Consider the following 23087-nt stretch of genomic DNA (forward strand, 5'->3'; position numbering starts at 1 on the left):
GTTATCTATGCTCCCGGGGATTTTCAAGCTTGCCGCCTTCATGCGACTCGAAATCCATAGGGTATTTGGTATGTAGGCCCGGTAAGCTTCGCGCCACCGGGCACAAAAAAAGCGGGATAATAATCCCGCTTTTTTTACGCCTCAATAATGAGGAGGTGGCGTCTCTTCTGACTGAGAGGCAATGTTTGACGGCTGTGTAGCCTTCAGCTTTTCCGTCAGCAGGCGCATATGATCCCGCAGTTTTGCCATTTCGAGCTCATGTGCGGTCACGGTCTGGTTTAGCTCTTCGATGGTGATGTCCTGAAAAGCCAGGCGGCTTTCCAGCTCAGCCATTCTCGCTTCTATTGCTGTATCCTTCATCATTCACCTCGTTTATTTCAGATTCGCCATAATGGCCCTGCGGCGGCGCAGTTTAACCGAGTTTAACCTTAAGTACAGTCTGCATCCCCTTGGCAGGAAACTTATTTAAACAAAAATAGTCTGAAAAGTGGCGAGAATTGGAAGTGTCTGTCTGTAGATTTCTTCCGCAACGTTTTATAGTACGTAACTCATTTACGTTTAACGCTGGGGTGAGAGTCCCCAGGCCCTGGAGATATGGATGAAATCACTGTTTAAAGTAACGCTGCTGGCGACGACGATGGCTGTTGCGCTGAACGCGCCGCTGTCATTCGCTGCTGATACTGCTGCGAAGCCTGCTGCCACTGCAGACAGCAAAGCGGCGTTCAAAAATGACGACCAGAAATCCGCCTACGCACTGGGCGCATCTCTGGGTCGTTACATGGAAAACTCTCTGAAAGAACAAGAGAAACTGGGCATCAAACTGGATAAAGCTCAGCTGATCGCGGGCGTTCAGGACGCATTTGCAGATAAGAGCAAGCTGTCTGACCAGGAAATTGAACAGACTCTGCAGGCGTTCGAAGCGCGCGTGAAGGGTGCCGCGCAGACCAAGATGGACGCGGACGCTAAAGACAACGAAGCGAAAGGCAAAGCCTACCGCGATACTTTTGCCAAAGAGAAAGGTGTGAAAACCTCTTCTACCGGCCTGGTGTACAAAGTTGAGAAAGAAGGCACCGGCGATGCGCCTAAAGACAGCGACACCGTTGTTGTGAACTACAAAGGTACGCTGATCGACGGTAAAGAGTTCGATAACTCTTACACCCGCGGTGAGCCTCTCTCCTTCCGTCTGGATGGTGTGATCCCTGGCTGGACTGAAGGCCTGAAAAACATCAAGAAAGGCGGCAAGATCAAGATGGTTATCCCACCGGATCTGGCCTATGGCAAAACCGGCGTTCCGGGTATCCCTGCCAACTCTACGCTGGTCTTTGACGTAGAGCTGCTGGATATCAAACCGGCACCGAAAGCGGATGCCAAGGCAGACGCACCGGCTGACGATAAAGCCGCTGCTGCTAAGAAGTAATGTTGAAAAAAACCGCCGCCTTTCAGGCGGCGGTTTTTTTATTGTGGGGCAGATATAATTAACACTGGAAAGCGCTACGCACGCTGTATTAATTTAGTTGTCCGTGTAGATAATGAGCCTGCCCTGAAAACCTAACGACAGGCTCCTGAAAAGGAGTGTTTTTTTCATGTCCAGGTCGCTTTTAACCAACGAAACCAGTGAACTTGATTTACTGGATCAACGTCCTTTCGATCAGACCGACTTCGATATTCTGAAATCCTACGAAGCGGTAGTGGACGGGTTAGCGATGCTCATTGGCTCCCACTGCGAAATCGTATTGCACTCCCTGCAAGATCTGAAGTGTTCCGCCATCCGCATTGCGAATGGTGAGCATACTGGCCGTAAAATTGGTTCGCCAATTACCGACCTTGCATTGCGTATGCTGCATGACATGACCGGCGCGGACAGCAGCGTCTCCAAATGCTATTTCACCCGCGCCAAAAGCGGCGTGCTGATGAAATCAGAAACCATCGCGATTCGAAACCGCGAGCATCGTGTTATTGGGCTGCTGTGCATCAACATGAATCTTGATGTGCCATTCTCGCAAATCATGAGCACCTTTATTCCACCTGAAACGCCGGACGTTGGCTCCTCTGTTAACTTTGCCTCCTCCGTTGAAGATCTGGTGACGCAGACGCTTGAGTTTACGATTGAAGAGGTGAATGCCGATCGCAACGTCTCGAACAACGCCAAGAATCGTCAGATCGTGCTCAACCTTTATGAAAAAGGGATTTTTGATATTAAAGACGCCATCAACCAGGTGGCCGATCGTCTGAACATCTCCAAGCACACGGTCTACCTCTATATTCGCCAGTTCAAAAGCGGCGATTTCCAGGGACAAGACAAGTAATGCGTTTTGCGTTAATGGTGACAGGCCCGGCGTACGGCACTCAGCAGGCCAGCAGCGCGCTGCAGTTTGCGCATGCGCTACTGGCGGCCGGACATGAGCTGGCGAGCGTCTTCTTCTATCGGGAAGGGGTGTATAACGCGAATCAGTTTACGTCACCGGCGAGCGATGAGTTCGATCTGGTACGCGCCTGGCAGGCATTAAACGAAAAGCAGGGCGTAGAACTGCACATCTGCGTGGCGGCGGCACTGCGCCGCGGGGTGACCGATGCAACCGAAGCCGCACGTCTTGGTTTATCGGGTTCTAACCTGCAGCCCGGCTTTTCGTTGAGTGGTCTGGGTGAACTGGCACAGGCGGCATTAACCTGCGACAGAGTGGTGCAATTCTGATGAAGCGCTTAGCATTTGTTTTTTCCTCCGCACCGCACGGCAATGCGTCCGGCAGAGAAGGGCTGGATGCGCTGCTCGCGACCTCAGCATTGTCCGAAGATATCGGTGTCTTCTTTTTGGGCGACGGCGTATTTCAGCTTCTGGCGGGACAACAGCCTCAGGCCATTCTGGCGCGTGATTACATCGCAACGTTCAAAGTGTTACCGCTTTACGATATCGAAACCTTCTATGTCTGTGCCGACTCCCTGGCCGCGCGCGGTTTAAACGAGGCAATGCCTTTCGTGCTGGATGTGACCGTCCTGTCTTCTGCTGCACTGCGCGAACACCTTTCCCACTACGACACCGTTCTGACTTTCTGAGGCTGACATGCTCCATACTCTGAGCCATTCACCGTGGCAATGTGATACCGACGCGTTACTGAGTATGCTGCGCGAAGGTGATGACCTGCTGCTGATTCAGGATGGCGTGCTTGCCGCACTGGAAGGCAGTCGTTTCGTTGAAATTCTCACGAATGCCCCCATAACTGTCTCTGCGCTGAAGGAAGATCTGGATGCGCGGGGTCTTTCTGGTCAAATTTCAGCCAAAATTGACGTGGTTGGCTATACTGATTTCGTCAATCTTACTGTGACACACGCCAGTCAAATGAACTGGTGATTTGAGATCGCTGTATATTTCTTGACACCTTTTCGACGTAGCCCTAAAATTTCGCGTCCTCATATTGTATGAGGTCGTTTTATTACGTGTTTACGAAGCAAAAGCTAAAACCAGGAGCTATTTAATGGCAACAGTTAACCAGCTGGTACGCAAACCACGCGCACGCAAAGTTGCAAAGAGCAACGTGCCTGCGCTGGAAGCCTGCCCGCAGAAACGTGGTGTATGTACTCGTGTATATACCACCACTCCTAAAAAACCAAACTCCGCACTGCGTAAAGTATGCCGTGTGCGTTTGACTAACGGTTTCGAAGTGACTTCCTACATCGGTGGTGAAGGTCACAACCTGCAGGAGCACTCCGTGATCCTGATCCGTGGCGGTCGTGTTAAAGACCTTCCGGGTGTTCGTTACCACACCGTTCGTGGTGCGCTCGACTGCTCAGGTGTTAAAGACCGTAAGCAGGCTCGCTCCAAGTACGGCGTGAAGCGTCCTAAGGCTTAATGGTTCTCCGTTAAGTAAGGCCAAACTGATTTATCTTAATGTCAAACTAAACTCTTTGAGTTTTGGACAATCCTGAATTAACAACGGAGTATTCCCATGCCACGTCGTCGCGTCATTGGTCAGCGTAAAATTCTTCCAGATCCGAAATTCGGATCAGAACTGCTGGCAAAATTTGTAAATATCCTGATGGTAGATGGTAAAAAATCTACTGCAGAAGCAATCGTATACAGCGCGCTTGAGACCCTGGCTCAGCGTTCTGGTAAAAATGAACTGGAAGCTTTCGAAGTCGCTCTCGACAACGTTCGCCCAACCGTAGAAGTTAAGTCCCGCCGCGTTGGTGGTTCTACTTATCAGGTTCCAGTTGAAGTTCGTCCGGTTCGTCGTAATGCTCTGGCAATGCGTTGGATCGTTGAAGCTGCTCGTAAACGCGGTGATAAATCCATGGCTCTGCGTCTGGCGAACGAACTTTCTGATGCTGCAGACAACAAAGGTACTGCAGTTAAGAAACGTGAAGACGTTCACCGTATGGCAGAAGCCAACAAGGCGTTCGCACACTACCGTTGGTAATCCCTTCGGAGTATTAGTCACCAGGCGGGCGCTTCAGAGAAGCCGCCCGCTCTGGGTAACTTAACTGAACGCCTAAAGATATAAACGAGGAATCAAATGGCTCGTACAACACCCATCGCACGCTACCGTAACATCGGTATCAGTGCGCACATCGACGCCGGTAAAACCACTACTACCGAACGTATTCTGTTCTACACCGGTGTAAACCACAAAATCGGTGAAGTTCATGACGGCGCAGCCACCATGGACTGGATGGAACAGGAGCAGGAGCGTGGTATCACTATCACCTCCGCAGCGACTACTGCATTCTGGTCAGGTATGGCTAAGCAGTACGAACCGCATCGCGTAAACATCATCGACACCCCGGGCCACGTTGACTTCACCATCGAAGTAGAACGTTCCATGCGTGTTCTTGACGGCGCGGTAATGGTTTATTGCGCAGTTGGTGGTGTTCAGCCACAGTCTGAAACCGTATGGCGTCAGGCGAACAAATATAAAGTTCCACGCATCGCGTTCGTTAACAAAATGGACCGTATGGGTGCTAACTTCCTGAAAGTTGTTGGCCAGATCAAAACCCGTCTGGGTGCGAACCCTGTTCCGCTGCAGCTGGCAATTGGTGCTGAAGAAGGCTTCACCGGTGTTATCGACCTGGTGAAAATGAAAGCCATCAACTGGAACGACGCAGACCAGGGCGTTACCTTCGAATACGAAGATATCCCGGCTGAAATGCAGGACCTGGCTGACGAATGGCACCAGAACCTGATCGAATCCGCTGCTGAAGCTTCTGAAGAGCTGATGGAGAAATACCTGGGTGGTGAAGAACTGACTGAAGAAGAGATCAAAAAAGCTCTGCGTCAGCGCGTTCTGAACAACGAAATCATCCTGGTAACCTGTGGTTCTGCGTTCAAGAACAAAGGTGTTCAGGCGATGCTGGATGCGGTAGTTGACTACCTGCCATCCCCGGTTGACGTTCCTGCGATCAACGGCATCCTGGACGACGGTAAAGATACTCCGGCTGAGCGTCACGCAAGCGACGAAGAGCCATTCTCTGCACTGGCGTTCAAAATTGCTACCGACCCATTCGTGGGTAACCTGACCTTCTTCCGCGTATACTCTGGTGTGGTTAACTCCGGTGACACCATCCTGAACTCCGTGAAAGCGGCGCGTGAACGTTTTGGCCGTATCGTACAGATGCACGCTAACAAACGTGAAGAGATCAAAGAAGTTCGTGCGGGCGACATCGCTGCAGCTATCGGTCTGAAAGACGTGACCACTGGTGACACCCTGTGTGACCCGGATCACCCGATCATTCTGGAGCGTATGGAATTCCCTGAGCCGGTAATCTCCATCGCAGTTGAACCAAAAACCAAAGCTGACCAGGAAAAAATGGGTCTGGCTCTGGGCCGTCTGGCGAAAGAAGACCCATCATTCCGCGTATGGACTGATGAAGAATCTAACCAGACCATCATCGCTGGTATGGGTGAACTGCACCTGGACATCATCGTTGACCGTATGAAGCGTGAATTCAACGTTGAAGCGAACGTGGGTAAACCTCAGGTTGCTTACCGCGAAGCGATTCGCGCGAAAGTTACCGATGTTGAAGGTAAACACGCTAAGCAGTCTGGTGGTCGCGGTCAGTACGGTCACGTTGTGATCGACATGTACCCACTGGAGCCGGGCTCTAACCCGAAAGGTTACGAGTTCATCAACGACATCAAAGGTGGTGTAATTCCTGGCGAATACATCCCAGCCGTTGATAAAGGCATCCAGGAACAGCTGAAAGCGGGCCCTCTGGCTGGCTATCCGGTTGTTGACATGGGTGTTCGTCTGCACTTCGGTTCTTACCACGACGTTGACTCCTCTGAACTGGCGTTTAAACTGGCTGCGTCTATTGCCTTTAAAGAAGGCTTTAAGAAAGCAAAACCAGTTCTGCTTGAGCCAATCATGAAGGTTGAAGTAGAAACTCCTGAAGAGAACACCGGTGACGTTATCGGTGACTTGAGCCGTCGTCGCGGTATGCTGCGTGGTCAGGAATCCGAAGTAACTGGCGTTAAGATCCACGCTGAAGTTCCGCTGTCTGAAATGTTCGGATATGCAACTCAGCTGCGTTCTCTGACCAAAGGTCGTGCATCATACACCATGGAATTCCTGAAGTATGATGATGCGCCTAACAACGTTGCTCAGGCCGTTATTGAAGCCCGTGGTAAGTAATCCACAGGATTAAAACCTAAGTCCCGTGCTCTCTCCACAGGGGAGAGCACTATAGTAAGGAATATAGCCGTGTCTAAAGAAAAATTTGAACGTACAAAACCGCACGTCAACGTTGGTACTATCGGCCACGTTGACCATGGTAAAACTACCCTGACTGCTGCAATCACTACCGTTCTGGCTAAAACCTACGGTGGTTCTGCTCGTGCATTCGACCAGATCGATAACGCACCAGAAGAAAAAGCACGTGGTATCACCATCAACACTTCCCACGTTGAATATGACACCCCGACTCGCCACTACGCACACGTAGACTGCCCAGGCCACGCCGACTATGTTAAAAACATGATCACCGGTGCTGCGCAGATGGACGGCGCGATCCTGGTTGTTGCTGCGACTCGCCACTACGCACACGTAGACTGCCCAGGCCACGCCGACTATGTTAAAAACATGATCACCGGTGCTGCGCAGATGGACGGCGCGATCCTGGTTGTTGCTGCGACTGACGGCCCAATGCCTCAGACTCGTGAGCACATCCTGCTGGGTCGTCAGGTAGGCGTTCCTTTCATCATCGTGTTCCTGAACAAATGCGACATGGTTGATGACGAAGAGCTGCTGGAACTGGTAGAGATGGAAGTTCGTGAACTGCTGTCTCAGTACGATTTCCCAGGCGACGATACCCCAATCGTTCGTGGTTCTGCTCTGAAAGCGCTGGAAGGCGAAGCTGAGTGGGAAGCGAAAATCATCGAACTGGCTGGCTTCCTGGATTCTTACATCCCAGAACCAGAGCGTGCGATTGACAAGCCATTCCTGCTGCCAATCGAAGACGTATTCTCCATCTCCGGTCGTGGTACCGTTGTTACCGGTCGTGTAGAGCGCGGTATCATCAAAGTTGGTGAAGAAGTTGAAATCGTTGGTATCAAAGAGACTGCGAAGTCTACCTGTACTGGCGTTGAAATGTTCCGCAAACTGCTGGACGAAGGCCGTGCTGGTGAGAACGTTGGTGTTCTGCTGCGTGGTATCAAACGTGAAGAAATCGAACGTGGTCAGGTTCTGGCGAAGCCAGGCTCAATCAAGCCACACACCAAGTTCGAATCTGAAGTGTACATTCTGTCCAAAGACGAAGGCGGCCGTCATACTCCGTTCTTCAAAGGCTACCGTCCACAGTTCTACTTCCGTACAACTGACGTGACCGGTACCATCGAACTGCCAGAAGGCGTTGAGATGGTAATGCCAGGCGACAACATCAAGATGGTTGTGACTCTGATCCACCCAATCGCGATGGACGACGGTCTGCGTTTCGCAATCCGTACCATCGAACTGCCAGAAGGCGTTGAGATGGTAATGCCAGGCGACAACATCAAGATGGTTGTGACTCTGATCCACCCAATCGCGATGGACGACGGTCTGCGTTTCGCAATCCGTGAAGGCGGCCGTACCGTTGGCGCGGGCGTTGTTGCTAAAGTTCTGGGCTAATTAATTATCCCCGAATAAAAAAAGGACGCTTCGGCGTCCTTTTTTGTTTTCTGCCGTTCAGGCACTGTCACAAAATTTCGCATTTTTTGCCTGCTCCCGTCCCGTATTGTGGCGCTTGTGCTATTGTAATCATAACCATTCTCACTTACACTTTGCGCATAATTTGAACGGGAGTCTCTATGTACGTTTGTTTATGTAATGGTGTAAGCGACAAGAAAATACGTCAGGCCGTTCGCCAGTTTCAGCCTCAGTCATTTCAGCAGCTACGCAAATTTGTTCCGGTGGGAAATCAATGTGGTAAATGTGTACGCGCTGCGCGAGAGATCATGCAGGACGAATTGATGCAGATCCCGGAATACAAAGAGATCGCGTAAGCGCCCATCTTTTTTTTGACATCCCTGTAGCCCGATCTACGCTTCAATGAGTGGAAGCGGAGGGACTATATAATGAAAGGTGATGTTAAAATCATAAGTTATCTCAATAAATTATTGGGAAATGAGCTTGTCGCAATTAACCAGTACTTTCTTCACGCGAGAATGTTCAAAAACTGGGGGCTTAAGCGTCTGAACGACGTTGAGTACCATGAATCGATCGATGAAATGAAGCACGCCGATAAATATATCGAGCGTATTTTATTCCTTGAAGGCATTCCAAACCTGCAGGACCTCGGAAAGCTGGGCATCGGAGAAGATGTCGAAGAGATGCTGCGTTCCGACCTCAGGCTGGAGCTTGAAGGTGCCAAAGATCTCCGTGAAGCCATTGCCTACGCAGACAGCGTACATGACTACGTCAGTCGCGATATGATGATCCAGATCCTGGCCGATGAAGAAGGCCACATTGACTGGCTGGAAACGGAGCTGGATCTGATTGCTAAAATCGGCCTGCAGAACTACCTGCAGTCGCAGATTAAAGTGGAAGAGTAACCACCGTCTTCCAGCCTACGCATAAACCCGCTGCTGCCAGAAATGGTCCAAAAGGCAGTGGGTTTTTTAATGCTCCCTTATCGCCGGTGAGTAACGAAAACACAAGAATGCTGAGTAGCGCCATAAGCGCAGCGAGTAACGCCAGCGCAGGCAGCATGCACCAGCCATGCCACGCGCCAAGCGCCGCCAGGTATTTTACATCGCCATATCCCATCCCTTCACGCCGGCAGATAAACCGATATCCCCAGTAGATAACGGCAAAGCCGATATATCCTGCCATCGCTCCCACCACTGCACTCGGCAGAAAATCAGGTTGGACGCAGAGCTGAAAGAGCAGGCCCGCCCAGAGCAGCGGGCAGAGAAATTTATCGGGAAGCAGTCCGTAGCAAATATCCGCATGTACAAGAAAGGCAGTCAGCGAAAAATAGACCAGCAAAAAGGGGAGGGTGGTTAACATGGAAATGGCCTCAAAAGGGTTTGAGCGCATACTCGTCATAATCGGTCTGGCCGGCAATCGACAAAAACGACAATTGCGTAGGGGCTCCAGACAAAGCATTGAGAAGGGATACATTGCGTAAAAAGTTGCGCACCCTTACGCATACCGTGCCTCTGGCGCTTAATTTCTAAACGGCACTTGCGTCTTGTCCAGATTTACGTATAATGCGCGGGCTTGTCGTAATTGACGGCGGGTTCAATCAGAACCAGAGTAGCTCATTTTGTTACTCAACAATGCTCCCAATTGGGGAGCTACGTAAGAACGGTTACACTCTCCCATCAATCGTAATGGGTTTGAGGAGTAATCATTTTCGTTTATAAAATAATTGGAGCTCTGGTCTCATGCAGAACCAAAGAATCCGTATCCGCCTTAAAGCGTTTGATCATCGTCTGATCGATCAATCAACCGCGGAAATCGTCGAGACTGCTAAGCGCACTGGTGCGCAAGTCCGTGGTCCGATCCCGCTGCCGACCCGCAAAGAGCGCTTCACCGTTCTGATCTCCCCGCACGTCAACAAAGACGCGCGCGATCAGTACGAAATCCGCACTCACAAGCGTCTGGTTGACATCGTTGAGCCAACTGAGAAAACCGTTGATGCTCTGATGCGTCTGGATCTGGCTGCCGGTGTAGACGTGCAGATCAGCCTGGGTTAATCAGGTCATCGAGCGATTGAGAGGTTGATACAATGATTGGTTTAGTCGGTAAAAAAGTGGGCATGACCCGCATCTTCACTGAAGATGGCGTTTCAATCCCAGTAACCGTAATCGAAGTTGAAGCAAACCGCGTTACCCAGGTTAAAGATCTGGCTAACGATGGCTACCGCGCTGTTCAGGTGACCACTGGTGCTAAAAAAGCTAACCGTGTAACCAAACCAGAAGCGGGTCACTTCGCTAAAGCTGGCGTAGAAGCTGGCCGTGGTCTGTGGGAATTCCGTCTTGCTGAAGGCGAAGAGTTCACCGTAGGTCAGGACATTAGCGTTGAGCTGTTTGCTGACGTTAAAAAAGTTGACGTAACCGGTACCTCTAAAGGTAAAGGTTTTGCTGGTACCGTTAAGCGCTGGAACTTCCGTACCCAGGACGCTACCCACGGTAACTCCTTGTCTCACCGCGTTCCGGGTTCTATCGGTCAGAACCAGACTCCGGGCAAAGTGTTCAAAGGCAAGAAAATGGCAGGTCAGCTGGGTAACGAACGTGTGACCGTTCAGAGCCTGGACGTAGTACGTGTTGACGCTGAGCGCAACCTGCTGCTGGTTAAAGGTGCAGTTCCGGGTGCAACCGGTAGCGACCTGATCGTTAAACCAGCTGTGAAGGCGTAAGGGGATAGCAATGGAATTAGTATTGAAAGACGCGCAGAGCGCGCTGACTGTTTCCGAAACTACCTTCGGTCGTGATTTCAACGAAGCGCTGGTTCACCAGGTTGTTGTTGCTTATGCAGCTGGTGCTCGTCAGGGTACTCGTGCTCAGAAGACTCGTGCTGAAGTAACTGGTTCTGGCAAAAAGCCATGGCGCCAGAAAGGTACCGGCCGTGCGCGTTCAGGTTCTATCAAGAGCCCGATCTGGCGTTCAGGTGGCGTGACCTTCGCTGCGCGTCCACAGGACCACAGTCAAAAAGTTAACAAAAAGATGTACCGCGGCGCGCTGAAAAGCATCCTGTCCGAACTGGTACGTCAGGATCGTCTGATCGTTGTCGAGAAGTTCTCTGTTGAAGCGCCTAAAACTAAGCTGCTGGCACAGAAACTGAAAGACATGGCTCTGGAAGATGTGCTGATCATCACCGGTGAGCTGGACGAGAACCTGTTCCTGGCCGCACGTAACCTGCACAAGGTTGACGTACGCGATGCGACTGGTATCGACCCGGTTAGCCTGATCGCCTTCGACAAAGTCGTAATGACTGCTGATGCTGTTAAGCAAGTTGAGGAGATGCTGGCATGATTCGTGAAGAACGTCTGCTGAAGGTGCTTCGCGCACCGCACGTTTCTGAAAAAGCGTCTACTGCGATGGAAAAAACAAACACCATCGTTCTCAAAGTTGCTAAAGACGCGACCAAAGCAGAGATCAAAGCTGCTGTGCAGAAACTGTTTGAAGTCGAAGTCGAAGTCGTTAACACCCTGGTAGTTAAAGGGAAAGTTAAACGTCACGGACAGCGTATCGGTCGTCGTAGCGACTGGAAAAAAGCTTACGTCACCCTGAAAGAAGGCCAGAATCTGGACTTCGTTGGCGGCGCTGAGTAAGTCGGAGGAGTAATACAATGGCAGTTGTTAAATGTAAACCGACATCTCCGGGTCGTCGCCACGTAGTTAAAGTGGTTAACCCTGAGCTGCACAAGGGCAAACCTTTTGCTCCGTTGCTGGAAAAAAACAGCAAATCCGGTGGTCGTAACAACAATGGCCGTATCACCACTCGTCACATCGGTGGTGGCCACAAGCAGGCTTATCGTATTGTTGACTTCAAACGCAACAAAGACGGTATCCCAGCAGTTGTTGAACGTCTTGAGTACGATCCGAACCGTTCCGCGAACATCGCGCTGGTTCTGTACAAAGACGGCGAACGCCGTTACATCCTGGCCCCTAAAGGCCTGAAAGCTGGCGACCAGATTCAGTCTGGCGTTGATGCTGCAATCAAAGCAGGCAACACCCTGCCGATGCGCAATATCCCGGTTGGTTCTACCGTTCATAACGTAGAAATGAAACCAGGTAAAGGCGGTCAGCTGGCACGTTCCGCTGGTACTTACGTTCAGATCGTTGCTCGTGATGGTGCTTATGTCACCCTGCGTCTGCGTTCTGGTGAAATGCGTAAAGTCGAAGCAGACTGCCGCGCTACTCTGGGCGAAGTTGGCAATGCTGAGCATATGCTGCGCGTTCTGGGTAAAGCAGGTGCTGCACGCTGGCGTGGTGTTCGTCCTACCGTTCGCGGTACTGCGATGAACCCAGTCGACCACCCACATGGTGGTGGTGAAGGTCGTAACTTTGGTAAGCACCCGGTAACTCCGTGGGGCGTTCAGACCAAAGGTAAGAAGACCCGCAGCAACAAGCGTACTGATAAATTTATCGTACGTCGCCGTAGCAAATAATTTTAGAGGATAAGCCATGCCACGTTCTCTCAAGAAAGGTCCTTTTATTGACCTGCACTTGCTGAAGAAGGTAGAGAAAGCGGTGGAAAGCGGAGACAAGAAGCCCCTGCGCACTTGGTCCCGTCGTTCAACGATCTTTCCTAACATGATCGGTTTGACCATCGCTGTCCATAATGGTCGTCAGCACGTTCCAGTCTTTGTTACCGACGAAATGGTTGGTCACAAACTGGGTGAATTCGCACCGACTCGTACTTATCGCGGCCACGCTGCTGATAAAAAAGCGAAGAAGAAATAAGGTAGGAGGAAGAGATGGAAACTTTAGCTCAACATCGCCATGCTCGTTCTTCTGCTCAGAAGGTTCGCCTTGTTGCTGACCTGATTCGCGGTAAGAAAGTGTCGCAGGCCCTGGACATCCTGACCTATACCAACAAGAAAGCTGCGGTATTGGTCAAGAAAGTACTGGAATCTGCCATTGCTAACGCTGAACACAACGATGGCGCTGACATCGACGATCTGAAAGTCGCGAAAATTTTCGTAGATGAAGGCCCAAGCATGAAGCGCATTATGCCGCGTGCGAAAGGTCGTGCAGATCGCATCCTGAAGCGCACCAGCCACATTACTGTGGTTGTGTCCGATCGCTGAGACTCTGGAGACTAGCAATGGGTCAGAAAGTACATCCTAATGGTATTCGCCTGGGTATTGTAAAACCATGGAACTCTACCTGGTTTGCGAACACCAAAGAATTCGCTGACAACCTGGACAGCGATTTTAAAGTACGTCAGTACCTGACTAAGGAACTGGCTAAAGCGTCTGTATCTCGTATCGTTATCGAGCGTCCAGCGAAGAGCATCCGTGTGACTATTCACACTGCTCGCCCTGGCATCGTTATCGGTAAGAAAGGCGAAGACGTAGAAAAACTGCGCAAGGTCGTAGCGGATATCGCTGGCGTTCCTGCACAGATTAATATCGCTGAAGTTCGTAAGCCTGAACTGGACGCTAAATTGGTTGCTGACAGCATCACTTCACAGCTGGAACGTCGTGTTATGTTCCGTCGTGCTATGAAGCGTGCTGTACAGAACGCAATGCGTCTGGGCGCTAAAGGTATCAAAGTTGAAGTTAGCGGCCGTCTGGGCGGCGCGGAAATCGCACGTACCGAATGGTACCGCGAAGGTCGCGTACCGCTGCACACTCTGCGTGCTGACATCGACTACAACACCTCTGAAGCGCACACCACTTACGGTGTAATCGGCGTTAAGGTATGGATCTTCAAAGGTGAGATCCTGGGTGGTATGGCTGCTGTTGAACAACCGGAAAAACCGGCTGCTCAACCTAAAAAGCAGCAGCGTAAAGGCCGTAAATAAGGAGCGTCGCTGATGTTACAACCAAAGCGTACAAAATTCCGTAAAGTGCACAAAGGCCGCAACCGTGGTCTGGCGCAGGGTACGGATGTTAGCTTCGGCACTTTCGGTCTGAAAGCTGTTGGCCGTGGTCGTCTGACTGCACGTCAGATCGAAGCAGCACGTCGTGCAATGACCCGTGCAGTTAAGCGTCAAGGTAAGATCTGGATCCGTGTATTCCCGGACAAACCGATCACCGAGAAGCCGCTGGAAGTTCGTATGGGTAAAGGTAAAGGTAACGTGGAGTACTGGGTTGCCTTGATCCAACCGGGCAAAGTCCTTTATGAAATGGACGGTGTTCCGGAAGAGCTGGCCCGTGAAGCCTTCGGCCTGGCAGCAGCGAAACTGCCTATCAAAACCACCTTTGTAACTAAGACGGTGATGTAATGAAAGCAAAAGAGCTGCGTGAAAAAAGCGTTGAAGAGCTGAACGCTGAGCTGCTGAACCTGCTGCGTGAGCAGTTCAACCTGCGTATGCAGGCTGCAAGTGGCCAGCTGCAACAGACTCACCTGCTGAAGCAAGTGCGTCGCAATGTTGCACGCGTTAAGACTTTACTGACTCAGAAGGCGGGTGCGTAATGACCGATAAAATCCGTACTCTGCAAGGTCGTGTTGTTAGCGACAAAATGGAGAAATCCATTGTTGTAGCTATCGAACGTATTGTGAAACACCCGATCTACGGTAAATTCATCAAGCGTACGACCAAACTGCACGTACATGACGAGAACAACGAATGTGGTATCGGCGACAAGGTTGAAATCCGTGAATGCCGTCCACTGTCCAAGACTAAGTCCTGGACGCTGGTTCGCGTTGTAGAGAAAGCGGTTCTGTAATACAGTACGCCTTCTCAATACGAATAAACGGCTCAGCGATGAGCCGTTTATTTTTTCTACCCATATTGCAGAAGCGGTGTTATAATGCCGCGCCCTCGATATGGGGCTTTTTAACGGCTCTGATTTTAGAGTCTCAGGTAGTAGTTGACATTAGCGGAGCACTAAAATGATCCAAGAACAGACTATGCTGAACGTCGCCGACAACTCCGGTGCACGTCGCGTAATGTGTATCAAGGTTCTGGGTGGCTCGCACCGTCGCTACGCAGGCGTAGGCGACATCATCAAGATCACCATCAAGGAAGCAATTCCACGTGGTAAGGTCAAAAAAGGTGATGTGCTGAAGGCGGTAGTGGTGCGCACCAAGAAGGGTGTTCGTCGCCCTGACGGTTCTGTCATTCGCTTCGATGGTAATGCATGCGTTATTTTAAACAATAACAGCGAGCAGCCTATCGGCACGCGTATCTTTGGGCCGGTAACTCGTGAACTTCGTACTGAGAAGTTCATGAAAATTATCTCTCTGGCACCAGAAGTACTCTAAGGAGCGAATCATGGCAGCGAAAATCCGTCGTGATGACGAAGTTATCGTGTTAACCGGTAAAGATAAAGGTAAACGCGGTAAAGTAAAAAATGTTCTGTCTTCCGGCAAACTTGTCGTTGAAGGTATCAACCTGGTTAAGAAACATCAGAAGCCGGTTCCGGCCCTGAACCAACCAGGTGGCATCGTTGAAAAAGAAGCTGCTATTCAGGTTTCTAACGTTGCAATCTTCAATGCGGCTACCGGCAAGGCTGACCGTGTAGGCTTTAGATTCGAAGACGGCAAAAAAGTCCGTTTCTTCAAGTCTAACAGCGAAACTATCAAGTAATTTGGAGTAGTACGATGGCGAAACTGCATGATTACTACAAAGACGAAGTAGTTAACAAACTCATGACTGAGTTTAACTACAATTCTGTCATGCAAGTCCCTCGGGTCGAGAAGATCACCCTGAACATGGGTGTTGGTGAAGCGATCGCTGACAAGAAACTGCTGGATAACGCAGCAGCTGACCTGACAGCAATCTCCGGTCAAAAACCGCTGATCACCAAAGCACGCAAATCTGTTGCAGGCTTCAAAATCCGTCAGGGCTATCCGATCGGCTGTAAAGTAACTCTGCGTGGCGAACGCATGTGGGAGTTCTTTGAGCGCCTGATCACTATTGCTGTTCCACGTATCCGTGACTTCCGTGGCTTGTCCGCTAAGTCTTTCGACGGTCGTGGTAACTACAGCATGGGTGTCCGTGAGCAGATCATCTTCCCAGAAATCGACTACGATAAAGTCGACCGCGTGCGTGGTTTGGATATTACCATTACCACTACTGCGAAATCTGACGAAGAAGGCCGTGCTCTGCTGGCTGCCTTTGACTTCCCGTTCCGCAAGTAAGGTAGGGTTACTGAATGGCTAAGCAATCAATGAAAGCACGCGAAGTAAAGCGCGTAGCTTTAGCTGATAAATTCTTCGCTAAACGCGCTGAACTGAAAGCGATCATTTCTGATGTGAACGCTTCCGACGAAGATCGTTGGAATGCGGTTCTCAAGCTGCAGTCTCTGCCGCGTGATTCCAGCCCGTCTCGTCAGCGTAACCGCTGTCGTCAAACAGGTCGTCCACATGGTTATGTGGGCAAGTTTGGGTTGAGCCGTATCAAACTGCGTGAAGCCGCTATGCGCGGTGAAGTGCCAGGCTTGAAAAAGGCTAGCTGGTAATTACCAATTGAATCACGGGAGTAAAGACAGATGAGCATGCAAGATCCGATCGCGGATATGCTGACCCGTATCCGTAACGGTCAGGCCGCGAACAAAGTTGCGGTCACCATGCCTTCCGCCAAGCTGAAAGTGGCAATTGCCAACGTGCTGAAGGAAGAAGGTTTTATCGAAGATTTTAAAGTTGAAGGCGACACCAAGCCGGAACTGGAACTTACTCTCAAGTATTTCCAGGGTAAAGCTGTTGTAGAAAGCATTCAGCGTGTCAGCCGCCCAGGTCTGCGCATCTATAAGAAAAAAGATGAGCTGCCGAAAGTTATGGCTGGTCTTGGTATCGCAGTTGTTTCTACCTCTAAAGGTGTTATGACTGATCGTGCAGCGCGCCAGGCTGGTCTTGGTGGCGAAATTATCTGCTACGTAGCCTAATCGGAGGAAAGAATGTCTCGTGTTGCTAAAGCACCGGTCGTTATTCCTGCCGGCGTTGATGTAAAAATCGACGGTCAGGTTATTACGATCAAAGGTAAAAACGGCGAGCTGACTCGTACCCTCAACAAAGCTGTTGAAGTTAAACATGCAGATAACGCTCTGACCTTCGGTCCACGTGATGGTTTCGTGGATGGATGGGCTCAGGCTGGTACCGCGCGTGCCCTGCTGAACTCAATGGTTGTTGGTGTTACCGAAGGCTTCACTAAAAAGCTTCAGCTGGTTGGTGTAGGTTATCGTGCAGCTATCAAAGGGAATGCAGTAGGCCTGTCTCTGGGCTTCTCACACCCTGTTGAGCATCCGCTGCCGGCCGGTATCACTGCAGAATGTCCGACTCAAACTGAAATCGTGCTGAAAGGCGCTGATAAACAGCTGATCGGTCAGGTTGCAGCAGATCTGCGCGCCTACCGTCGTCCTGAGCCTTACAAAGGCAAGGGTGTTCGTTACGCCGACGAAGTCGTGCGTACCAAAGAGGCTAAGAAGAAGTAAGGTAACACTATGGATAAGAAATCTGCTCGTATCCGTCGTGCGACCCGCGCACGCCGCAAGCTCAAAGAGCTGGGTGCAACTCGCCTGGTGGTACATCGTACCCCGCGTCATATTTACGCACAGGTAATTGCACCGAACGGTTCTGAAGTTCTGGTAGCTGCTTCTACTGTAGAAAAAGCTATCTCAGAACAATTGAAGTACACCGGTAACAAAGACGCCGCTGCAGCTGTAGGTAAAGCTGTTGCTGAACGCGCTCTGGAAAAAGGCATCAGCAATGTTTCCTTTGACCGTTCCGGGTTCCAATATCATGGTCGTGTCCAGGCACTGGCAGATGCTGCCCGTGAAGCTGGCCTTCAGTTCTAAGGTAGAGGTGTAAGATGGCTCACATCGAAAAACAGGCTGGCGAACTGCAGGAAAAGCTGATCGCGGTAAACCGCGTATCTAAAACCGTTAAAGGTGGTCGTATTTTCTCCTTCACAGCTCTGACTGTAGTAGGCGATGGTAACGGTCGCGTTGGTTTTGGTTACGGTAAAGCGCGTGAAGTTCCAGCAGCGATCCAGAAAGCGATGGAAAAAGCCCGTCGCAATATGATTAACGTCGCGCTGAACAACGGCACCCTGCAGCACCCAGTTAAAGGTGTTCACACGGGTTCTCGTGTATTCATGCAGCCAGCTTCAGAAGGTACCGGTATCATCGCCGGTGGTGCAATGCGCGCCGTTCTGGAAGTTGCTGGGGTTCATAACGTTCTGGCCAAAGCATATGGTTCCACCAACCCGATCAACGTGGTTCGTGCAACTATTGATGGCCTGGAAAATATGAATTCTCCAGAAATGGTCGCTGCCAAGCGTGGTAAATCCGTTGAAGAAATTCTGGGGTAATTGACCATGGCAAAGACTATTAAAATCACTCAAACCCGCAGTGCAATCGGTCGTCTGCCGAAACACAAGGCAACGCTGCTTGGCCTGGGTCTGCGTCGTATTGGTCATACCGTTGAGCGCGAGGATACTCCTGCTGTTCGTGGTATGGTCAACGCGGTTTACTTCATGGTTAAAGTTGAGGAGTAAGAGATGCGTTTAAATACTCTGTCTCCGGCCGAAGGCTCTAAAAAGGCGGGTAAACGCCTGGGTCGTGGTATCGGTTCTGGCCTCGGCAAAACCGGTGGTCGTGGTCACAAAGGTCAGAACTCTCGTTCTGGCGGTGGCGTACGTCGCGGTTTCGAGGGTGGCCAGATGCCACTGTACCGTCGTCTGCCGAAGTTCGGCTTCACCTCTCGCAAAGCAGCGATCACAGCGGAAATCCGTCTGTCTGACCTGGCGAAAGTTGAAGGCGGCGTTGTAGACCTGAACACGCTGAAAGCAGCAAACATTATCGGTATCCAGATCGAGTTCGCGAAAGTGATCCTGGCTGGTGAAGTTTCTACTCCGGTAACTGTTCGTGGCCTGCGTGTTACTAAAGGTGCTCGTGCTGCTATCGAAGCTGCTGGCGGTAAAATTGAGGAATAAGTAGCAGATGGCTAAGCAACCGGGATTAGATTTTCAAAGTGCCAAAGGTGGATTTGGCGAGCTGAAACGCAGACTGCTGTTTGTTATCGGCGCGCTAATTGTGTTCCGTATTGGCTCTTTTATTCCGATCCCTGGTATCGATGCCGCTGTACTTGCCAAACTGCTTGAGCAACAGCGAGGCACCATCATTGAAATGTTCAACATGTTCTCTGGTGGTGCTCTCAGCCGTGCTTCTATCTTTGCGTTGGGTATTATGCCGTACATTTCGGCATCTATTATTATCCAGCTGCTGACGGTCGTTCATCCGGCCCTGGCAGAGTTGAAGAAAGAAGGGGAATCTGGACGTCGTAAGATTAGTCAGTACACCCGTTACGGTACTCTGGTGCTGGCAATATTCCAGTCGATCGGTATTGCTACCGGTCTGCCGAATATGCCTGGTATGCAGGGCCTGGTGTTAAACCCGGGCTTTGCATTCTACTTCACCGCTGTTGTAAGTCTGGTCACAGGGACAATGTTCCTGATGTGGCTCGGCGAACAGATTACTGAGCGTGGTATCGGTAACGGTATCTCTATCATTATCTTCGCCGGTATTGTTGCGGGCCTCCCGCCAGCCATCGCCCATACTATCGAGCAAGCGCGTCAAGGCGACCTGCACTTCCTCCTGTTGCTGTTGGTTGCAGTATTAGTATTTGCAGTGACGTTCTTTGTTGTCTTCGTTGAACGTGGTCAACGCCGCATTGTGGTGAACTACGCTAAACGTCAGCAGGGTCGTCGTGTCTATGCTGCACAGAGCACACATTTACCGCTGAAAGTGAACATGGCGGGGGTTATCCCGGCTATCTTCGCTTCCAGTATTATTCTGTTCCCGGCAACCATCGCGTCATGGTTCGGGGGCGGTACTGGTTGGAACTGGCTGACAACAATTTCGCTGTATTTGCAGCCTGGGCAACCACTTTATGTGTTACTCTATGCGTCTGCGATCATCTTCTTCTGTTTCTTCTACACGGCGTTGGTCTTCAACCCGCGTGAAACAGCAGATAACCTGAAGAAGTCCGGTGCATTTGTACCAGGAATTCGTCCGGGAGAGCAAACGGCGAAGTATATCGATAAAGTAATGACTCGCCTGACTTTGGTTGGTGCGCTTTATATTACTTTTATCTGCCTGATCCCGGAGTTCATGCGTGATGCAATGAAAGTACCGTTCTACTTCGGTGGGACCTCACTGCTTATCGTTGTTGTCGTGATTATGGACTTTATGGCTCAAGTGCAAACTCTGATGATGTCCAGTCAGTATGAGTCTGCATTGAAGAAGGCGAACCTGAAAGGCTACGGCCGCTAAATGGTCGCCTGAGAAGTTACGGAGAGTAAAAATGAAAGTTCGTGCTTCCGTCAAGAAATTATGCCGTAACTGCAAAATCGTTAAGCGTGATGGTGTCATCCGTGTGATTTGCAGTGCCGAGCCGAAGCATAAACAGCGCCAAGGCTGATTATTTCGCATATTTTTCTTGCAAAGTTGGGTTGAGCTGGCTAGATTAGCCAGCCAATCTTTTGTATGTCTGTACGTTTCCATTTGAGTATCCTGAAAACGGGCTTTTCAGCATGGTGCGTACATATTAAATAGTAGGAGTGCATAGTGGCCCGTATAGCAGGCATTAACATTCCTGATCAGAAACATGCTGTGATCGCATTAACTTCGATCTACGGCGTCGGCAAGACCCGTTCTAAAGCCATTCTGGCTGCAGCGGGTATCGCTGAAGATGTTAAGATCAGTGAGCTGTCTGAAGAACAAATCGACACGCTGCGTGACGAAGTTGCCAAATTTGTCGTTGAAGGTGATCTGCGCCGTGAAATCAGCATGAGCATCAAGCGCCTGATGGATCTTGGTTGCTATCGCGGTTTGCGTCATCGTCGTGGTCTGCCAGTGCGCGGTCAGCGTACTAAGACCAACGCACGTACCCGTAAGGGTCCGCGCAAACCGATCAAGAAATAATCGGGGTGATTGAATAATGGCAAAGGCACCAGTTCGTGCACGTAAACGTGTAAGAAAACAAGTCTCTGACGGCGTGGCTCATATCCATGCTTCTTTCAACAACACCATCGTTACTATTACTGATCGTCAGGGTAACGCATTGGGTTGGGCAACAGCCGGTGGTTCCGGTTTCCGTGGTTCTCGCAAATCCACTCCGTTCGCAGCTCAGGTTGCAGCAGAGCGTTGCGCAGAAGCCGTAAAAGAATACGGCATCAAGAATCTGGAAGTTATGGTTAAAGGTCCGGGTCCGGGTCGTGAATCTACTGTTCGCGCTCTGAACGCCGCTGGTTTCCGCATCACGAATATTACTGATGTGACTCCGATCCCTCATAACGGTTGTCGTCCGCCGAAAAAACGTCGCGTATAACGCTCCGTTTTTTAGGTTAGTTGGAGATAGAAAATGGCAAGATATTTGGGTCCTAAGCTCAAGCTGAGCCGTCGTGAGGGCACCGACTTATTCCTTAAGTCTGGCGTTCGCGCGATCGATACCAAGTGTAAAATTGAACAAGCTCCTGGCCAGCACGGTGCGCGTAAACCGCGTCTGTCTGACTATGGTGTGCAGTTGCGTGAAAAGCAAAAAGTTCGCCGTATGTACGGTGTGCTGGAGCGTCAGTTCCGTAACTACTATAAAGAAGCAGCACGTCTGAAAGGCAACACAGGTGAAAACCTGCTGGCTCTGCTGGAAGGTCGTCTGGACAACGTTGTATACCGTATGGGCTTCGGCGCTACTCGTGCTGAATCACGTCAGCTGGTTAGCCACAAAGCAATCATGGTAAACGGTCGTGTTGTTAACATCGCTTCTTATCAGGTTAAAGCGAATGACGTTGTTAGCATTCGTGAGAAAGCGAAAAAGCAATCTCGCGTGAAGGCCGCTCTGGAGCTGGCTGAGCAGCGTGAAAAGCCAACCTGGCTGGAAGTTGATGCTGGCAAGATGGAAGGTACGTTCAAGCGTCAGCCAGAACGTTCTGATCTGTCTGCGGACATTAACGAACACCTGATCGTCGAGCTTTACTCCAAGTAAAGCTTAGTACCAAAGAGAGGACACAATGCAGGGTTCTGTGACAGAGTTTCTAAAACCGCGCCTGGTAGATATCGAGCAAGTGAGTTCGACGCACGCCAAGGTGACCCTTGAGCCTTTAGAGCGTGGCTTTGGCCATACTCTGGGTAACGCACTGCGCCGTATTCTGCTCTCATCGATGCCGGGTTGCGCGGTGACCGAGGTTGAGATTGATGGTGTACTTCATGAGTACAGCACCAAAGAAGGCGTTCAGGAAGATATCCTTGAAATCCTGCTCAACCTGAAAGGGCTGGCGGTGAGAGTTCAGGGTAAAGATGAAGTTATTCTTACTCTGAATAAATCTGGCATTGGCCCTGTGACTGCAGCCGACATCACCCACGACGGTGATGTTGAAATCGTCAAGCCGCAGCACGTGATCTGCCACCTGACCGATGAGAACGCAGCTATTAGCATGCGTATCAAAGTTCAGCGCGGTCGTGGTTATGTGCCGGCTTCTGCCCGAATTCATTCGGAAGAAGATGAGCGCCCAATCGGCCGTCTGCTGGTCGACGCATGCTACAGCCCTGTAGAGCGTATTGCCTACAATGTTGAAGCAGCGCGTGTAGAACAGCGTACCGACCTGGACAAGCTGGTCATCGAAATGGAAACCAATGGCACAATCGATCCTGAAGAGGCGATTCGTCGTGCGGCAACCATCCTGGCAGAACAACTGGAAGCTTTCGTTGACTTACGTGATGTACGTCAGCCGGAAGTGAAAGAAGAGAAACCAGAATTCGATCCGATCCTGCTGCGCCCTGTTGACGATCTCGAATTGACTGTCCGCTCTGCTAACTGCCTCAAGGCAGAAGCTATCCACTATATCGGTGATCTGGTACAGCGTACCGAGGTTGAGTTGCTGAAAACGCCGAACCTGGGTAAAAAATCTCTTACTGAGATTAAAGACGTGCTGGCTTCACGTGGTCTGTCTCTGGGCATGCGCCTGGAAAACTGGCCACCGGCAAGCATTGCTGACGAGTAAC

The 23087-nt window shown here is 50.7% G+C and carries 40 protein-coding genes; 38 read left to right on the top strand and 2 right to left on the bottom strand.

Translation table 11 applies throughout. The annotated features are described in order from the left end of the window. Positions 1–141: 141 nt before the first annotated feature. Entirely contained in the window at positions 142–360 is a 219-nt protein-coding gene (locus P346_RS02920; RefSeq protein ID WP_023309461.1) for a protein SlyX, read from the bottom strand. Between the two features lie 238 nt (positions 361–598). Here P346_RS02920 and fkpA point away from each other — a divergent pair, with 238 nt between their 5' ends. The 11 genes from fkpA to bfr all read left to right on the top strand — a co-directional run bounded on the left by fkpA (position 599) and on the right by bfr (position 9019). Then, positions 599–1417 carry an FKBP-type peptidyl-prolyl cis-trans isomerase gene (gene fkpA / locus P346_RS02915; RefSeq protein ID WP_023309460.1) on the top strand — a complete coding sequence of 273 codons (819 nt, stop codon included), beginning with the start codon at positions 599–601 and terminating at the stop codon, positions 1415–1417. 166 nt (positions 1418–1583) lie between these two features. Then, the gene (locus tag P346_RS02910; protein ID WP_014171909.1) at positions 1584–2306 is read left to right on the top strand and encodes a helix-turn-helix transcriptional regulator; all 723 of its coding nucleotides are present in this window, start codon (positions 1584–1586) and stop codon (positions 2304–2306) included. Further along, entirely contained in the window at positions 2306–2692 is a 387-nt protein-coding gene (gene tusD, locus P346_RS02905) for a sulfurtransferase complex subunit TusD (RefSeq protein WP_032662323.1), read from the top strand. The genes P346_RS02910 and tusD overlap by 1 nt, the downstream gene beginning before the upstream one ends. Then, complete coding sequence (tusC, locus tag P346_RS02900) at positions 2692–3051, top strand: sulfurtransferase complex subunit TusC (RefSeq protein WP_032662325.1); 360 nt, start codon at positions 2692–2694, stop codon at positions 3049–3051. Before tusD ends, tusC begins: the two co-directional genes overlap by 1 nt. Before the next feature lie 7 nt (positions 3052–3058). After that, positions 3059–3346 carry a sulfurtransferase complex subunit TusB gene (gene tusB, locus P346_RS02895; RefSeq protein WP_032662326.1) on the top strand — a complete coding sequence of 96 codons (288 nt, stop codon included), beginning with the start codon at positions 3059–3061 and terminating at the stop codon, positions 3344–3346. Positions 3347–3470: 124 nt separating this feature from the next. After that, positions 3471–3845, top strand: a complete 375-nt coding sequence (rpsL, locus tag P346_RS02890; protein ID WP_000246815.1) for a 30S ribosomal protein S12 — start codon at positions 3471–3473, stop codon at positions 3843–3845. A gap of 96 nt (positions 3846–3941) precedes the next feature. Continuing rightward, positions 3942–4412, top strand: a complete 471-nt coding sequence (rpsG, locus tag P346_RS02885; RefSeq protein WP_004106370.1) for a 30S ribosomal protein S7 — start codon at positions 3942–3944, stop codon at positions 4410–4412. Between the two features lie 96 nt (positions 4413–4508). Then, on the top strand, positions 4509–6623 hold the full coding sequence (fusA, locus tag P346_RS02880; protein WP_032662329.1) for an elongation factor G: 2115 nt from the start codon (positions 4509–4511) through the stop codon (positions 6621–6623). A gap of 69 nt (positions 6624–6692) precedes the next feature. Beyond that, on the top strand, positions 6693–8096 hold the full coding sequence (gene tuf / locus P346_RS22200) for an elongation factor Tu (protein WP_050597650.1): 1404 nt from the start codon (positions 6693–6695) through the stop codon (positions 8094–8096). Positions 8097–8275: 179 nt separating this feature from the next. Continuing rightward, positions 8276–8470: a bacterioferritin-associated ferredoxin gene (gene bfd, locus P346_RS02875; RefSeq protein ID WP_008503493.1), complete on the top strand. Its 195-nt coding sequence runs from the start codon at positions 8276–8278 to the stop codon at positions 8468–8470. 72 nt (positions 8471–8542) lie between these two features. Next, positions 8543–9019 (top strand): bacterioferritin, encoded by a 477-nt coding sequence (bfr, locus tag P346_RS02870; RefSeq protein WP_008503492.1) that lies wholly within the window; start codon positions 8543–8545, stop codon positions 9017–9019. Here the strand turns inward: bfr and P346_RS02865 are convergent. Then, entirely contained in the window at positions 9003–9476 is a 474-nt protein-coding gene (locus P346_RS02865; RefSeq protein WP_032662332.1) for a prepilin peptidase, read from the bottom strand. The two genes, bfr and P346_RS02865, sit on opposite strands and share 17 nt — an antisense overlap. A gap of 380 nt (positions 9477–9856) precedes the next feature. Here P346_RS02865 and rpsJ point away from each other — a divergent pair, with 380 nt between their 5' ends. The 27 genes from rpsJ (at position 9857) to P346_RS02740 (ending at position 23086) form a co-directional block, all read left to right on the top strand. Then, complete coding sequence (rpsJ, locus tag P346_RS02860; RefSeq protein WP_001181005.1) at positions 9857–10168, top strand: 30S ribosomal protein S10; 312 nt, start codon at positions 9857–9859, stop codon at positions 10166–10168. 32 nt (positions 10169–10200) lie between these two features. After that, positions 10201–10830 carry a 50S ribosomal protein L3 gene (rplC, locus tag P346_RS02855; protein WP_006178923.1) on the top strand — a complete coding sequence of 210 codons (630 nt, stop codon included), beginning with the start codon at positions 10201–10203 and terminating at the stop codon, positions 10828–10830. 10 nt (positions 10831–10840) lie between these two features. Beyond that, complete coding sequence (gene rplD / locus P346_RS02850; protein ID WP_000424395.1) at positions 10841–11446, top strand: 50S ribosomal protein L4; 606 nt, start codon at positions 10841–10843, stop codon at positions 11444–11446. Continuing rightward, the gene (rplW, locus tag P346_RS02845) at positions 11443–11745 is read left to right on the top strand and encodes a 50S ribosomal protein L23 (protein ID WP_000617546.1); all 303 of its coding nucleotides are present in this window, start codon (positions 11443–11445) and stop codon (positions 11743–11745) included. Before rplD ends, rplW begins: the two co-directional genes overlap by 4 nt. Before the next feature lie 17 nt (positions 11746–11762). Next, the gene (gene rplB / locus P346_RS02840) at positions 11763–12584 is read left to right on the top strand and encodes a 50S ribosomal protein L2 (RefSeq protein ID WP_000301859.1); all 822 of its coding nucleotides are present in this window, start codon (positions 11763–11765) and stop codon (positions 12582–12584) included. Between the two features lie 16 nt (positions 12585–12600). Beyond that, positions 12601–12879 (top strand): 30S ribosomal protein S19, encoded by a 279-nt coding sequence (rpsS, locus tag P346_RS02835; protein ID WP_001138117.1) that lies wholly within the window; start codon positions 12601–12603, stop codon positions 12877–12879. Positions 12880–12893: 14 nt separating this feature from the next. Next, positions 12894–13226 carry a 50S ribosomal protein L22 gene (rplV, locus tag P346_RS02830; RefSeq protein ID WP_002919773.1) on the top strand — a complete coding sequence of 111 codons (333 nt, stop codon included), beginning with the start codon at positions 12894–12896 and terminating at the stop codon, positions 13224–13226. Between the two features lie 17 nt (positions 13227–13243). Continuing rightward, a complete protein-coding gene (gene rpsC, locus P346_RS02825; protein ID WP_000529945.1) occupies positions 13244–13945 on the top strand; it encodes a 30S ribosomal protein S3 in 702 nt (233 codons plus the stop codon). A 12-nt stretch (positions 13946–13957) separates the two neighbouring features. Further along, on the top strand, positions 13958–14368 hold the full coding sequence (gene rplP, locus P346_RS02820) for a 50S ribosomal protein L16 (RefSeq protein WP_002919759.1): 411 nt from the start codon (positions 13958–13960) through the stop codon (positions 14366–14368). After that, entirely contained in the window at positions 14368–14559 is a 192-nt protein-coding gene (gene rpmC / locus P346_RS02815) for a 50S ribosomal protein L29 (RefSeq protein ID WP_003863282.1), read from the top strand. The genes rplP and rpmC overlap by 1 nt, the downstream gene beginning before the upstream one ends. Further along, positions 14559–14813: a 30S ribosomal protein S17 gene (rpsQ, locus tag P346_RS02810; RefSeq protein ID WP_008503489.1), complete on the top strand. Its 255-nt coding sequence runs from the start codon at positions 14559–14561 to the stop codon at positions 14811–14813. The genes rpmC and rpsQ overlap by 1 nt, the downstream gene beginning before the upstream one ends. Before the next feature lie 166 nt (positions 14814–14979). Beyond that, positions 14980–15351 carry a 50S ribosomal protein L14 gene (gene rplN, locus P346_RS02805; protein WP_002919748.1) on the top strand — a complete coding sequence of 124 codons (372 nt, stop codon included), beginning with the start codon at positions 14980–14982 and terminating at the stop codon, positions 15349–15351. Positions 15352–15361: 10 nt separating this feature from the next. Then, positions 15362–15676, top strand: coding sequence for a 50S ribosomal protein L24 (gene rplX / locus P346_RS02800; RefSeq protein ID WP_003863287.1), 315 nt, complete (start codon positions 15362–15364; stop codon positions 15674–15676). 14 nt (positions 15677–15690) lie between these two features. Next, entirely contained in the window at positions 15691–16230 is a 540-nt protein-coding gene (gene rplE, locus P346_RS02795; RefSeq protein ID WP_001096206.1) for a 50S ribosomal protein L5, read from the top strand. A 14-nt stretch (positions 16231–16244) separates the two neighbouring features. Next, positions 16245–16550: a 30S ribosomal protein S14 gene (gene rpsN, locus P346_RS02790; RefSeq protein WP_003863291.1), complete on the top strand. Its 306-nt coding sequence runs from the start codon at positions 16245–16247 to the stop codon at positions 16548–16550. A 30-nt stretch (positions 16551–16580) separates the two neighbouring features. After that, positions 16581–16973 (top strand): 30S ribosomal protein S8, encoded by a 393-nt coding sequence (gene rpsH / locus P346_RS02785; RefSeq protein ID WP_006178918.1) that lies wholly within the window; start codon positions 16581–16583, stop codon positions 16971–16973. 12 nt (positions 16974–16985) lie between these two features. Then, on the top strand, positions 16986–17519 hold the full coding sequence (gene rplF, locus P346_RS02780; protein ID WP_003863296.1) for a 50S ribosomal protein L6: 534 nt from the start codon (positions 16986–16988) through the stop codon (positions 17517–17519). Between the two features lie 9 nt (positions 17520–17528). Continuing rightward, on the top strand, positions 17529–17882 hold the full coding sequence (rplR, locus tag P346_RS02775; RefSeq protein ID WP_003863297.1) for a 50S ribosomal protein L18: 354 nt from the start codon (positions 17529–17531) through the stop codon (positions 17880–17882). 14 nt (positions 17883–17896) lie between these two features. Further along, on the top strand, positions 17897–18397 hold the full coding sequence (gene rpsE / locus P346_RS02770; protein WP_003863299.1) for a 30S ribosomal protein S5: 501 nt from the start codon (positions 17897–17899) through the stop codon (positions 18395–18397). Positions 18398–18403: 6 nt separating this feature from the next. Further along, a complete protein-coding gene (rpmD, locus tag P346_RS02765) occupies positions 18404–18583 on the top strand; it encodes a 50S ribosomal protein L30 (protein WP_003863301.1) in 180 nt (59 codons plus the stop codon). Between the two features lie 3 nt (positions 18584–18586). Continuing rightward, a complete protein-coding gene (gene rplO / locus P346_RS02760) occupies positions 18587–19021 on the top strand; it encodes a 50S ribosomal protein L15 (protein ID WP_003863304.1) in 435 nt (144 codons plus the stop codon). Positions 19022–19028: 7 nt separating this feature from the next. Beyond that, positions 19029–20360: a preprotein translocase subunit SecY gene (gene secY / locus P346_RS02755; RefSeq protein ID WP_003863305.1), complete on the top strand. Its 1332-nt coding sequence runs from the start codon at positions 19029–19031 to the stop codon at positions 20358–20360. 31 nt (positions 20361–20391) lie between these two features. Next, the gene (gene rpmJ / locus P346_RS0121985; RefSeq protein ID WP_000868187.1) at positions 20392–20508 is read left to right on the top strand and encodes a 50S ribosomal protein L36; all 117 of its coding nucleotides are present in this window, start codon (positions 20392–20394) and stop codon (positions 20506–20508) included. A 146-nt stretch (positions 20509–20654) separates the two neighbouring features. Continuing rightward, complete coding sequence (rpsM, locus tag P346_RS02750; RefSeq protein WP_003863308.1) at positions 20655–21011, top strand: 30S ribosomal protein S13; 357 nt, start codon at positions 20655–20657, stop codon at positions 21009–21011. Between the two features lie 16 nt (positions 21012–21027). Then, on the top strand, positions 21028–21417 hold the full coding sequence (rpsK, locus tag P346_RS0121990) for a 30S ribosomal protein S11 (RefSeq protein ID WP_003863312.1): 390 nt from the start codon (positions 21028–21030) through the stop codon (positions 21415–21417). A 33-nt stretch (positions 21418–21450) separates the two neighbouring features. Beyond that, positions 21451–22071: a 30S ribosomal protein S4 gene (gene rpsD, locus P346_RS02745; RefSeq protein WP_004868345.1), complete on the top strand. Its 621-nt coding sequence runs from the start codon at positions 21451–21453 to the stop codon at positions 22069–22071. A 25-nt stretch (positions 22072–22096) separates the two neighbouring features. Further along, positions 22097–23086 (top strand): DNA-directed RNA polymerase subunit alpha, encoded by a 990-nt coding sequence (locus P346_RS02740; protein ID WP_002919219.1) that lies wholly within the window; start codon positions 22097–22099, stop codon positions 23084–23086. The last annotated feature ends 1 nt before the right edge of the window (position 23087 follow it).

It is taken from the genome of Enterobacter sp. DC1 (assembly GCF_000568075.1).
In the GTDB taxonomy this organism is placed as follows: domain Bacteria; phylum Pseudomonadota; class Gammaproteobacteria; order Enterobacterales; family Enterobacteriaceae; genus Enterobacter; species Enterobacter asburiae.

Coding starts and splice junctions, on each gene's coding strand:
- P346_RS02920 (WP_023309461.1), bottom strand. CDS start 360: ATGAAGGATACAGCAATAGAAGCGAGAATGGCTGAGCTGGAAAGCCGC.
- fkpA (WP_023309460.1), top strand. CDS start 599: ATGAAATCACTGTTTAAAGTAACGCTGCTGGCGACGACGATGGCTGTT.
- P346_RS02910 (WP_014171909.1), top strand. CDS start 1,584: ATGTCCAGGTCGCTTTTAACCAACGAAACCAGTGAACTTGATTTACTG.
- tusD (WP_032662323.1), top strand. CDS start 2,306: ATGCGTTTTGCGTTAATGGTGACAGGCCCGGCGTACGGCACTCAGCAG.
- tusC (WP_032662325.1), top strand. CDS start 2,692: ATGAAGCGCTTAGCATTTGTTTTTTCCTCCGCACCGCACGGCAATGCG.
- tusB (WP_032662326.1), top strand. CDS start 3,059: ATGCTCCATACTCTGAGCCATTCACCGTGGCAATGTGATACCGACGCG.
- rpsL (WP_000246815.1), top strand. CDS start 3,471: ATGGCAACAGTTAACCAGCTGGTACGCAAACCACGCGCACGCAAAGTT.
- rpsG (WP_004106370.1), top strand. CDS start 3,942: ATGCCACGTCGTCGCGTCATTGGTCAGCGTAAAATTCTTCCAGATCCG.
- fusA (WP_032662329.1), top strand. CDS start 4,509: ATGGCTCGTACAACACCCATCGCACGCTACCGTAACATCGGTATCAGT.
- bfd (WP_008503493.1), top strand. CDS start 8,276: ATGTACGTTTGTTTATGTAATGGTGTAAGCGACAAGAAAATACGTCAG.
- bfr (WP_008503492.1), top strand. CDS start 8,543: ATGAAAGGTGATGTTAAAATCATAAGTTATCTCAATAAATTATTGGGA.
- P346_RS02865 (WP_032662332.1), bottom strand. CDS start 9,476: ATGTTAACCACCCTCCCCTTTTTGCTGGTCTATTTTTCGCTGACTGCC.
- rpsJ (WP_001181005.1), top strand. CDS start 9,857: ATGCAGAACCAAAGAATCCGTATCCGCCTTAAAGCGTTTGATCATCGT.
- rplC (WP_006178923.1), top strand. CDS start 10,201: ATGATTGGTTTAGTCGGTAAAAAAGTGGGCATGACCCGCATCTTCACT.
- rplD (WP_000424395.1), top strand. CDS start 10,841: ATGGAATTAGTATTGAAAGACGCGCAGAGCGCGCTGACTGTTTCCGAA.
- rplW (WP_000617546.1), top strand. CDS start 11,443: ATGATTCGTGAAGAACGTCTGCTGAAGGTGCTTCGCGCACCGCACGTT.
- rplB (WP_000301859.1), top strand. CDS start 11,763: ATGGCAGTTGTTAAATGTAAACCGACATCTCCGGGTCGTCGCCACGTA.
- rpsS (WP_001138117.1), top strand. CDS start 12,601: ATGCCACGTTCTCTCAAGAAAGGTCCTTTTATTGACCTGCACTTGCTG.
- rplV (WP_002919773.1), top strand. CDS start 12,894: ATGGAAACTTTAGCTCAACATCGCCATGCTCGTTCTTCTGCTCAGAAG.
- rpsC (WP_000529945.1), top strand. CDS start 13,244: ATGGGTCAGAAAGTACATCCTAATGGTATTCGCCTGGGTATTGTAAAA.
- rplP (WP_002919759.1), top strand. CDS start 13,958: ATGTTACAACCAAAGCGTACAAAATTCCGTAAAGTGCACAAAGGCCGC.
- rpmC (WP_003863282.1), top strand. CDS start 14,368: ATGAAAGCAAAAGAGCTGCGTGAAAAAAGCGTTGAAGAGCTGAACGCT.
- rpsQ (WP_008503489.1), top strand. CDS start 14,559: ATGACCGATAAAATCCGTACTCTGCAAGGTCGTGTTGTTAGCGACAAA.
- rplN (WP_002919748.1), top strand. CDS start 14,980: ATGATCCAAGAACAGACTATGCTGAACGTCGCCGACAACTCCGGTGCA.
- rplX (WP_003863287.1), top strand. CDS start 15,362: ATGGCAGCGAAAATCCGTCGTGATGACGAAGTTATCGTGTTAACCGGT.
- rplE (WP_001096206.1), top strand. CDS start 15,691: ATGGCGAAACTGCATGATTACTACAAAGACGAAGTAGTTAACAAACTC.
- rpsN (WP_003863291.1), top strand. CDS start 16,245: ATGGCTAAGCAATCAATGAAAGCACGCGAAGTAAAGCGCGTAGCTTTA.
- rpsH (WP_006178918.1), top strand. CDS start 16,581: ATGAGCATGCAAGATCCGATCGCGGATATGCTGACCCGTATCCGTAAC.
- rplF (WP_003863296.1), top strand. CDS start 16,986: ATGTCTCGTGTTGCTAAAGCACCGGTCGTTATTCCTGCCGGCGTTGAT.
- rplR (WP_003863297.1), top strand. CDS start 17,529: ATGGATAAGAAATCTGCTCGTATCCGTCGTGCGACCCGCGCACGCCGC.
- rpsE (WP_003863299.1), top strand. CDS start 17,897: ATGGCTCACATCGAAAAACAGGCTGGCGAACTGCAGGAAAAGCTGATC.
- rpmD (WP_003863301.1), top strand. CDS start 18,404: ATGGCAAAGACTATTAAAATCACTCAAACCCGCAGTGCAATCGGTCGT.
- rplO (WP_003863304.1), top strand. CDS start 18,587: ATGCGTTTAAATACTCTGTCTCCGGCCGAAGGCTCTAAAAAGGCGGGT.
- secY (WP_003863305.1), top strand. CDS start 19,029: ATGGCTAAGCAACCGGGATTAGATTTTCAAAGTGCCAAAGGTGGATTT.
- rpmJ (WP_000868187.1), top strand. CDS start 20,392: ATGAAAGTTCGTGCTTCCGTCAAGAAATTATGCCGTAACTGCAAAATC.
- rpsK (WP_003863312.1), top strand. CDS start 21,028: ATGGCAAAGGCACCAGTTCGTGCACGTAAACGTGTAAGAAAACAAGTC.
- rpsD (WP_004868345.1), top strand. CDS start 21,451: ATGGCAAGATATTTGGGTCCTAAGCTCAAGCTGAGCCGTCGTGAGGGC.
- P346_RS02740 (WP_002919219.1), top strand. CDS start 22,097: ATGCAGGGTTCTGTGACAGAGTTTCTAAAACCGCGCCTGGTAGATATC.